The 10,599-nt window shown below is 65.8% G+C and carries 6 protein-coding genes; 3 read left to right on the top strand and 3 right to left on the bottom strand.

Annotated elements, in window-relative coordinates:
• The first annotated feature begins 129 nt into the window (after positions 1 to 129).
• Positions 130 to 879, top strand: a complete 750-nt coding sequence (locus ACLQ3F_RS27805; RefSeq protein WP_425852392.1) for a helix-turn-helix domain-containing protein — start codon at positions 130 to 132, stop codon at positions 877 to 879.
• 89 nt (positions 880 to 968) lie between these two features.
• Complete coding sequence (locus ACLQ3F_RS27800) at positions 969 to 1,376, top strand: NUDIX domain-containing protein (protein ID WP_425852390.1); 408 nt, start codon at positions 969 to 971, stop codon at positions 1,374 to 1,376.
• Here the strand turns inward: ACLQ3F_RS27800 and ACLQ3F_RS27795 are convergent.
• The gene (locus tag ACLQ3F_RS27795; protein WP_425852389.1) at positions 1,364 to 1,918 is read right to left on the bottom strand and encodes an HD domain-containing protein; all 555 of its coding nucleotides are present in this window, start codon (positions 1,916 to 1,918) and stop codon (positions 1,364 to 1,366) included. The two genes, ACLQ3F_RS27800 and ACLQ3F_RS27795, sit on opposite strands and share 13 nt — an antisense overlap.
• 310 nt (positions 1,919 to 2,228) lie before the next feature.
• Between ACLQ3F_RS27795 and ACLQ3F_RS27790 the strand changes: the two genes are divergently transcribed.
• Entirely contained in the window at positions 2,229 to 5,642 is a 3,414-nt protein-coding gene (locus ACLQ3F_RS27790; protein WP_425852387.1) for a hypothetical protein, read from the top strand.
• Between the two features lie 1,298 nt (positions 5,643 to 6,940).
• Here ACLQ3F_RS27790 and ACLQ3F_RS27785 read toward each other — a convergent pair.
• On the bottom strand, positions 6,941 to 9,328 hold the full coding sequence (locus ACLQ3F_RS27785) for a discoidin domain-containing protein (RefSeq protein ID WP_425852385.1): 2,388 nt from the start codon (positions 9,326 to 9,328) through the stop codon (positions 6,941 to 6,943).
• 124 nt (positions 9,329 to 9,452) lie between these two features.
• A complete protein-coding gene (locus tag ACLQ3F_RS27780) occupies positions 9,453 to 10,505 on the bottom strand; it encodes a GDP-mannose 4,6-dehydratase (RefSeq protein ID WP_357196332.1) in 1,053 nt (350 codons plus the stop codon).
• Between the last annotated feature and the right edge of the window lie 94 nt (positions 10,506 to 10,599).

Genomic DNA, 10,599 nt, shown 5'->3' with positions numbered 1-10,599 from the left:
CTCAGCGGTGGCTGCTCCATGCCCACGGACAAAACCACACCGCCACAGCAGGTCAGAACGGATCTCCTGCTGGAGTATTAGGCTGAGTTGTCCCCATGCCGTCCCCCAGCCCAGTGCGCAGGAGATGCGATGCCGAACGACCGTCTTCGCAACGGCATGCTCAAGAACGGTCTGACGGCATCGGCGCTGGCGGAAAAGCTCGGTGTCGACCCGAAGACTGTCGAGCGGTGGGTGACACAGACCCGCAACCCGTACCCGCGTTACCGCCACACCATGGCCGAACTGCTGAGCGAAAGTGAGTCGTACCTCTGGCCGGACGCGCTTCCGACGCAGCGAGCCGTGCAGATCAGCCAGTCGGAACTCGTCCACATCTACCCGCGCCGCGGAGCCGTTCCCACCGACCTCTGGCAGCGGCTCCTGGAGCGGGCGACTCGACAGATTGGCGTCTTGGTCTACGGAGGACTGTTCCTACCCGAGTTCAACCACCGCTGGATCGCAACGCTCCGCGAGAAGGCGTTGGCCGGGGCGCAGGTGGAGTTGCTGTTCGGCGACCCGGAGGGCGAACACATCACCGAGCGTGGCGACGCCGAGGGCATCGGCCCAGCCATGTCCAACAAGATTCTCAACGCGCTTGCGTTCTACAAAGACCTACGGGACTTGGACAACGTCGGGATCTACTACCACGACACCATTCTCTACAACTCCATCTACCGCTTCGACGACGAGATGCTGGTCAACACTCACCTCTACGGCACGCCGGCCGCGTACGCGCCAGTGCTGCACCTGCGGCGCCTCGGCGGCGGGGACCTGTTCGACAGCTATGTCGCCAGCTTCAACCGAGTCCTCGGGAAGAAGCGGGCCGTCTGGCCTGAGCACTGAGCCGCCCACCGGTGAGCGGCTGAAGTCATGGCTCGATCGATCACTTCGACAACCCGAAGGCCCCGAAGCCGAACAGCATAGTCGTAGCCGTGACCGTTTTCGTCCAGGACGAACAGGGGCGGGTGCTGCTCATCCAGCGCACCGACAACGGCCTGTGGGCCCTGCCCGGCGGCGCGCAAGACTTCGGCGAGTACATCGCCGGGACGGCTGTCCGAGAGACGCGCGAGGAGACCGGCATCGAGGTCCAGGTGACGGGCGTTGTCGGGATCTACACCAACTCGAACCACGTGGTGGAATACAGCGACGGCGAGGTGCGGCAGCAGTTCTCGATCTGTCTCCGAGCGCGATTCGTCAATGGCGAGCCAAATACTAGCGACGAGTCGTCCGCAGCCCGGTGGGTGCCATGTAATGAGCTAGATCAGTTGACAATCCATCCATCAATGAGGCTACGTATAGAGCACGGATTGGAGCAAAGAGAGAATCCCTACATCGGGTGAGAAGCCATGCGCATCAGTGTCCTGCGCGCGGCCTCTATTAGTGCCGGCTCGGCCTTCCGCCAGAAGCGAGTGACGAGGTCTTCTGGCCCATAGCGCTCGCGGATTTCGGCGAGTCGTTCGTCGACTGTAAAGTCTTGGCCGTCTGGACCCGTCGTCATATCCGCGAACCACAGAGCATCTGCGGTCGGTGATTCCTCAGGCGGAAACTCAGCGGCCAGCATAGCCCCAAGGCCGCGCTCCTCCGCCTCATAGGATGCGCAGGAGTGGTGGGCCACCAAGCTTGCAATTCGCAAGCTGAAGCCCTCACGGAGGAGCCATCGCGCACCGTCAAGGGAGTGGAATCCGGTATCCACGATGCGGGGCGTGTAACCGATATCGTGCAGCCATGCGGCGGCGACGAGCACGTCTCCATCGTCACCCACCACCGGCCGGAGCGACTCTGCTTTCGAACCAACCGCTTGGACATGTCGCCACCTTCTGGGCAGCGCTGTCGCGAGCTGGCGCGCGGAGGTCCGTGCCGCGAGGCTTGCCAAGTCCGTCACGATCCAATCCTACGACGGTCCCGTAAGATGCTGGTAGGCCCCAACGCTGGCCCTCACAACCGATAACCAGGCCGAATACCGCGCAGGCAATGGCGAAATTAGCTAACCGCAATTTCTGCTGCACCATTCGTTCATCGCAGCATTAACCGCATTGGCGGTGTTGCGGCCGCGGGCCCAGTCCTTGGTGAGGAGTTGGCTGTTGCCCAAATAATCCAAGCGGCCGCCCGTCGTCCTACGCTGGCACGGCCGCCGGGCAGATGCATCCGTTCGCCGGCTGGACACGCAGGTGGCTCACCAGTAATCCTCGACCATGGACTTCGATCTAGACGTCGGTGACAAAGTGGCGTCTCTTGTGGCCGGGGCGATCGCCGTGGTCACCCTGCTCGGCGCCGCCGGAGGGTGGGGGGTCCGCCGAGTTGGGCAACGGCGGATGAAACGGCAGCTTGCGCGCTCTCTTGCCGGGCGCAGGCCAGTCCAGCGCCTGGTGCGGGACCTGGATCTTTTGACGCTCGGAGTGCATCCGTCTATTGAGTCGGGTCGAGCTGGCGCACCAGACGATGCCAGTGCGTACATCCCACGTGACCACGACCAGTTGCTGGAGCGGAGCATCGCCGAGTCACGCACGGTGCCACGCTTCATCCTGCTAGTCGGTGAGTCGTCGACGGGCAAGACCCGCAGCGCGGCGGAGCGGGTGCTCGACGAGCTGCCGGATTGGCAGATCATCGTGCCCCTGACGCTTACCCGCCTCCGGCAGGTGTTCGAGGAGGTGACCGACTGGGACGAGACCGTGCTGTGGCTCAACGAACTGCAGAACTTCCTGATTGAGGAAGATGCAGACGAAGTCGCGGCGACGCTAATCGACCTACTCGACGGGGCGCGGCGCTGTGTAGTCATCGGGACATTGTGGCCCAGCTACGCCAAGGAATACATGCACCATTCTGGGACGGCAGAGCAGGCACCGGCACGTCCCACTTCAGGCGGCCTCCAAGCGCTATTTCGCCGAGCAGTGATCATCCATGTCGCCTCCCGGCTCAGCGATCGGGAGATGACCGCTGCGGTTGCCATGGCGGAGCACGATGCCGCCATCAAGACGGCGCTAATGACGTCGGAAGGGCGCGCTGGGGCCGTTACGCAGACGTTGGCGGCCGGGCCCGACCTCCTTCGGCACATGCGGATGGCGCCGGATGTGTTCTCCCGCAAGCTCATCGCCGGAGCGGTCGACGCTCGCCTGCTCGGGAAGGCAGCGCCTCTGACCATCTCCGATCTGAAGATGATCACCGTCGCACTCCTTGATCCACGCGAGCGGGCGCGGGCGCTGCTTGACGAGATGTGGTTCGACTCCGCGATGAGGTTCGCGACGGAGACCTTGCGAGGCACTGCGGCACTTTTGAATCCGACGATGGCCGCCAAAGACGAATTGGGCTACATTTTGGCTGACTACGTCTACGAGCAACTTCATCGCGAACGTGCGCTCTTGACCGTCGAATACGGCCTATGGGAAGCGTTGAGGCAAATCGTTGCCGATTCCGAAGAGTCGTACCGACTGGCGGAGTCGGCCGTTCGCCGAGGCGCTACGGAACCAGCTGAGATCTTCTACCGGATCAGCATCGACCGAGGCAGCGTGAGAGCCTCTGTGGCACTCGCAAAGCTCCTTGCTGCGCAGTTGCGGACCGAGGAAGCGGAGCAAGTCTTTGCCGACGCGTTCGCATCTGACCCCGTCGAGGTCTGGCTTGAGTACTCGCGGTTCCTGCGATCGCAAGACCGCGCGGACGAGTGCGAGGTGGTCTTGCGCCGTGCGATGAAAGCCGGCGTCCCTGCATTCGAGGGCGGATCCTCTTCTGGTCGACGCGATGCGGCTACAGGCCGCGATGAGTACCTTGGCCCCGCCCTCGGCTGGACGATCAGCGTCGACCTCTTCGGGCCCCAGTCGGAGCTTGAGGAGCTTCTTAGGTCGCAGTCGAGGGCGGACGAAGTGATCGACGTTTGGCGGGACGCGGTGGACCAAGCCGTGCCCTTCGCCAATCTTCACCTGGCCAGCCTGCTCGCCAATGACCAAAAGTTCGACGATGCCGAGGCGATCCTGCGCCGTGAGACCGAGGATGGGACACCCTCGGCCCGCTACGAGCTGGCCAACTTCCTTCGCCTATTGGGCCGTACGGGCGAGGTCCTTCAGGTTTGGCGCGAAGGGGCCGCAAACGACGAGCCGGAGGCAGCGCGCATCTATGCCTCGATCCTTGAAGGCCGCTCGCGGTATGTCGAGGCTGAAGCAGTCCTCAGAAGCGCAGTCGCGAGGGGTATCCCCGGGGCGCCTAGAGACCTGTCGGATTTCCTGCAACGGCAGCACAGGCCGGAGGACGCGTTCACCGTGCTGATGGAAGCGCGCACTGCGGACCTGCCCGGAGTCCGGGTCCCATTGGCGAAGCTGGCCGCGCGCCGTGCCGACTGGGACTTTGCCGAGTCGCTGCTGCAAGAGGCCGTAGATCGCCGCGAGCCTGACGCCTGGGTCGTGCTTGTCCGGCTGATCTTCGAGGTGCGGGGCTTGTCGGAGGACGTCGGAACGATCCTTCTGCAGGAGGCGGCACGGGGCTCACGCGGCGCTGCTGGGTGCTTGATGCGCCTGCGGATGCTTCAGGGCCGGACGGACGACGCCGCCGCGAGCTGGCGCGACCTACTGCCCTATGCGAATCACGACGACCAACTAGGGCTGGCAGCCTTGTGTGCATGGACGGGGGATCTCACGGGTGCTGAGGCGGAACTGCGTGCTGCCGTCACCCGAGGGGTGCAGCACTCGGAAGAAGCTCTCGTCTCGTTTCTGGTGTGTCGAGGAGAGCCTGGAAGCGTCGAGTCCGTCTGGCGGCAGTCCATCGCGGCGGGCAACTATGGGGCGCGGCAGGAACTGGCAGATCATCTTGCCAAGCTTGGCCGAGTTGCTGAGGCTGAGAAGGTTCTGCGAGAAAGCGTCTTGGCCGGAGAGCTGAATTCTGGGCAGGCCCTCGGCCGGTTCCTGGCCGCCCGCGACAGGCGGGATGAGGCGATGGCGGTCCTGACCAGCGCTCTGGACAAGGGCGAGACTACTGTGGGAAGCCTCATCTTTCGGATTTTGGTCGAGGACGGCGAGTTCGAGCGAGCAGAGGAGTTTGCAAGGGAGCACCCTGGCTCACTGTTCGAGCGCAACAGGCATTTGGCCTGGCTGGAGCAGAGCCGTGGCAACCTCGACAAGGCAGAGGACCTGCTTTATACGGCTGTGGAAAGACGTGAATTTTCGGCCGAAGAGGACCTGGAGAATTTCTTGCGCGCGTACGGTCGGCCCGGTCGGCCGTTGCCTAACGACTCCCTCTCACAGCGCCGAGTCGCCGAGATGCTGCAGCTCGGCTCCGTTCAGGAGGCACATTCGCTGCAGTACGAGATCGACAGAGAGCAGCGCATTGACTACCTACGCGTGCATGGTGCGGAGTCTGAGGAGGAGTTGCACGGTGCGGTCAGGGACGGGACATGGGAGGCGCTGGGTTTGCTGGTGACATACCTGCTGGAAGAAATGCGTTTCAATGAGGCGTTGACAATGGCCCAGCAGGGGGTGGTTCTCGACGAGTTCAAAAGCTACCTAATCCTTGCGCAAGCATTGGCGACGGCCGGCGAAAGGGAAAGGGCAATCAGTGCACTGTGGGCAGGAGTCGCCGTCGGGCAACCAGCAGCCGCGGCCACTTTGCGATCAACGCTGTCTTGACGCGAGCTCAGGACGGTTGCAACGTGCCGGGTTGAAGAGCAATTATTCCGGGCCGGTGGGCCAACCTCTTGGCTTGGACGCCGCTCTAGATTGCCTGCTATGCCGCCTCGCCCGGTCGCGATCGTGTCAGGCATGGACGCGACGTGCGGCGTCGTAATCACCCGAAGTCGCGCATCTTTCTTGATTCCCCTGCTCAATTTCCTGAGGGGTTCTTCGGGGATGAGGGTGTAGCCCAGGTCGTCGAGGCCCCGGCGGATTCGGGTGGCGTCGTCTGGGTGCAGCAGTTGGGCGGCTTCCTCGTCGTCCCAGACGCCGGGGTTGTCAACGGCGAGGACGGCCAGGTCGCCGAAGTTGCTGATGACGATGACGAGTGAGTGGCCGGTGGTGGTGGCTGCGGCGGGGATGTTGATGCGGCCGTGGAAGCTGGCGTCTTGTGCGTGCCGGTCGACGTCGCATTGGCGGTCGAAGTCGCGGTCGAGTCGCTGGGCCAGTTGGTTGAATCGTGCCCTGGCTCGGCGGTGGTCGTAGTTCGCGGGGAATTCGAGGTGGTCGGGGTCGTCGAGGGAGTGCAGCAACTGCCAGAGCTGGGCGTCGTCGGCAGGCATCCGGTCATTGTGCCTGCCCGGTCCTGGTCTGCGGGTGTTGAGGTTTGCGGGCCTTGAACGGGCGATGGGCTTGGTGCTGGTGCGGGCGACTTCGGTGAGGAGTTGGTCGCCGTCGTAGATGCGGAAGGTGGTGTCCGCGGCTTCGACGGTGACGGTGCGACCGGCGTGGGCGATGCCGGGGTGGACGCGTTGACCAGCGACGACGAGACTGCCGCGGCTGCTGACCCGCCGGTCGACCCCGTTGAGCGTCGCTGGCCGGGGCGGCGGGTGGTGGCCCGGCGGGGCGGGCATCGCGGAGGCGGGCCAGGTCGGTGTGGGTTGCTCAAGCGGGACGGGCTCTTCAAGTAGCCGGCCATGCCAAGCCGCAGGGGTAAGGAGGCCGTACAGCAGAGAAGTACAGCAACCGACCACACCGAGACGAGCCGCGACGAGCGTGAACGGGCCACCGACCAGCGCTGCCCACCGGACGGGACCACGTTGCCAATCTCTGGGGGTAAAGGGGTCATCGGTTCGAATCCGCCCGTCTCGACGAGTCCAAGACAGTATTCGGGAGTTTCCGACTGGCGGTGGCCCTGGGGGCGAAGTACGTCGACGACAGGAAGTCTGGTACTGGCTGAATGTTCAGTCCTATTTGAAAGACTGCTGCCCTCCGGATGGGCGGCCGCCGCTCCCCGACGGCCGCCCACGCCTCGGTCAGCTGGCGTAGACCTCCAGTGCCGACAGCTGCCCCGCCGGCCAGCCCGTGTTGCCGGTGACGGTGATCCGCACATAACGTGCCTGCGCGGCGGTGAACGTCAGCGTCACCTGGTTACCGGTGGCCGGGTCGAAGGGTCGCCCAGCGGATCCAACGAGCGTGCCAAAGCTCCCCCCATCGGTGCTGCCCTGCACGGACAGTGTCTGCGTCCGAGCACCCCACGCCGACGACGGAGGCAGCTTCAGCACCACCCGCCCGACAGTCCGCGAGGAACCTAGATCGACCTGCACCCACTGCGGGAACGCGTTGTTGTTGCTCTCCCAGTAACTGTTCGCGTCACCGTCGACCACGTTGCCCGACCCGTAACTCTGGACGTGGCTGCTCTCGCTGGTGGATCGACCTCGGGCGAGGTCCGAGTTGGCCGCGGCGTCCGTGGTGACGGTGACCGCGTTGGACGCGCTGGAGGTGTTGCCGGCGGCGTCCCGGGCGACGACCGTGAAGGTGTACGCGGTGGACGTGCTGAGCCCGCTCACCGTCGCCGTGGTGCCCGTGACGGTGGCGACGACGGTGCCACCCTGGCGCACCTGGTAACCGGTGACACCGGTGTCGTCGATGGAGGCCGTCCAGGACAGCGACACACTTGTCGACGTCTTGCCGGTGACCGCGAGGCCGCTCGGGGCGGTCGGCGGGTTGTCCGGGGTGGTGCTGCCGGCGTACACCTCGACCTTGGCGAGCTGGCCCGCCGGCCAGCCGGTGTTGCCGGCGATGCTCAGCCGGACGTAGCGGGCCGTGGTGGTCGTCAGCGTGCGGGTGACGGTGTTGCCGGTCGCCGGGTCGAAGGCGAACGCCGAGGCCGCGGCGATGGTCGAGAAGGTGCTGCCGTCGACGCTGCCCTGCACGGTGATGGTCTGGGTACGCGCGCCCCAGCCGGCGGGCAGCCGTACGACGAGCTTGTTGACCTGGTGGCTGGCGCCGAGGTCGACCTGCCACCAGTGTGGGAAGGCGCCGCCGCCGCTCTCCCAGTAGCTGCCGGCGTCGGAGTCCACCGCGTTCGAGGCCGGGAACGGGCCGTTCTGGCTACTGGCCGAGGTGGACCGGCCGGCCGCGAGGTCGCCGCTGGTCGGGGGCGGGGTGCCGACCATCGGTGGGGTGGGGCGGACCGGGGTGAGGGCGAGCTGCCCCTTGAGCATCCGGCCGCCGTCGGCGGTGATCCGGAGGTAGTAGTCGGAGGAGCAGGCCACGCCGTCCTCGTCCAGGGCGCGGATGTTCGCGCCGGCCGGGGTGGTGGCCTGGGTCTCGGACGTCTTCGCGATCTGGTTGCCCTCGTTGTATTCGTCGAACATGGACACGTAGAGGCCCTGGGAGCCGAGCCGGACCATGTTGTAGATGTGCCGCCAGTAGAAGTCGCCGTGTTTGCGGTGGCCTCCGGCGAGGTCGCCGGGCATCACGCAGGGCAGGTAGTCGATGCCGCGCGCCGCGCAGTCGGCCATGTCGCCGACGTTGACGTTGTTGTAGTAGGAGTCCAGCTCCTCCACCGTCCTGGCCCGGTAGACCATCCACGGCGAAATCGCGTGGAACGCGTGGTAGACGTCGAGGAAGCCGGGGCGGGAGTCCTCGATGCCCTGCCGCCACCAGGTGGGCACGCCACCGATGACGTAGCAGCCCTGGGCCTTGAACCAGTTGATGACCTCCAGGCAGGGCCCGGGGGTGAAGGGTCGGCTGGGCTCGCTGAAGCCGAAGCCCCAGATGCAGACGACCGGTTTGCCGTTCTGTCGGGCGTACGCCGAGGACGCGGTGTACGCGGCCATCTTCGTCGTCCAGTCGGTCTTGATCTCCGATTGGAAGGTCAGCCAGTCGGTGACGTCGTACATGATGTAGAACTTGCGGTTGTAGCGCTCGGCGGCGGAGCGCACCTTCTGGGTCATCGCGTCGCGGGTCGGGCCCTCGTCGCCCATCGGGTTGAACCGTTGCAGCGCTGCGGTGTCGCAGCCGTTCTCCTGCATCCAGCGGAAGTGGGTGTCCACCGTCTGCTGGTCGTAGGAGGAGAAGAGGGTGGCCGGCTGGCCGTTGCCCAGGTTGGGGTACGCGGTGGGGTAGGTGCGGGTGTACTCGCGCATGTCCGGCCAGGACACGATCGTGGTGTTGGCGGGTGAGGGCGGCTGGAACCGGTCGCGGCCCCAGTGCCACCAGCCGCCGATCGGTGCCCCGTCGCCGGGTGCGCTGAACCAGCCCTGGTAGCCGACGGTCACCTTGCCGACCACGTCCCCGGGGGGACTGGCGGCGTGGGCGGGGCTGGACAGGCTGGTGAGCAGCTCGGTGGTGGAGGCGGTGGCGAGGGCGGACCCGGCCAGCACCGATGTGACGAACCTGCGGCGGGAGACCGCCATGACGACCACTCCTTCGGGACGGAAGGCATTGACGGCCATCGTGGCAGCAGTGGATGCCGACCCGCAAGAGTCAGACTGATCAATGAAAATACCGATCAGATGACGGGAATTACACGCCGAGTCCTCAGTGGCTGACGGCGCGCTCCAGCGCCCGCACCGGGGACAGGATCTGGCTGCCGGCCTGGCGGCGACGGGCGTCACGCACTGTCATCCGTACGCCCTCGGTGAAGCCGATCTTCGGGTACCACCCGAGCAGCTCGCGCGCCTTCCTGGTGTCCAGCGCCATGTTGCGCACCTCGCCCGGCCAGGGCAGCGGCTCGTACCGGGCCGCGTTGCCGACGCCGGACGCCTCCCGGACCGTGTCGTAGACCTCGTTGACGCTCGTCTGCCGACCCGAGGCGATGTTGACCAGACCCACCCCGGGGTGGTGACAGGCGACGGCGATCGCCTCGGCGACGTCGCTGACATGGATGAAGTCCCGGGTCTGCGTACCGTCGTCGTAGATCACCACCTGCCGGCCGCCGAGCAGCGCGTCGGCCATCAGGGACACCACGCCGCAGTCGCTGCCCTCCTGCCGGGGTCCGTAGACGTTGCCGAACACCATCGAGGTGTACGGCAGGCCGTGCTGACGCCCGTACCAGTCGAGGTAGTGCACGCCGGCGGCCTTGCTGACGCCGTACGGGCTCACCGGGGCGATCGGATGGTCCTCCCGGACCGGAAGGTCGTGGGCGGCGACGCTGCCGAAGATGGCGCTGCTGGCCGCGTTGATCACCAGCCGTACGCCCCCACGGGCGCAGGCGTCCAGCACGTTGACGGTGCCGAAGACGTTCACGTCGGCGTCGTACAGGGGTGACCGACGGGCCGCGGGAACGCTGGGCTGCGCGGCGAGGTGCACCACCACGTCCGGCTGCCACTGGTGGATGACCTCGACACCCTCCGGCGTACGGATGTCTCCCGAGACGACGTCGGCCTCGGTCAGCCCGCCGTACGCGGCATCGGCCAGGTTCTCGATCCGACCGGTGGAGAAGTTGTCGAGCACCCGGACCTGACTGCCCATCAACATCAGCCGGGCGACCACGTGGCTGCCGATGAAGCCGGCGCCTCCGGTCACCAGCACGCGTCCAGGGATCAGGTCCTTCGGCGGGTCGACACCGACGGCAACAGCTGGCTGGTCCATGTGGAACTCCTTGGAACGACGGGGTTGTCGGCCCTCAGCGGCAACCGGACGGCCGGCACGACCGTAACTCACTGAATACCTACTAAAGGGATGT

This window comes from Micromonospora sp. DT15 (assembly GCF_049841475.1).
Classification (GTDB): domain Bacteria; phylum Actinomycetota; class Actinomycetes; order Mycobacteriales; family Micromonosporaceae; genus Micromonospora.
This window is presented reverse-complemented; position numbering and strand designations above follow the sequence as displayed.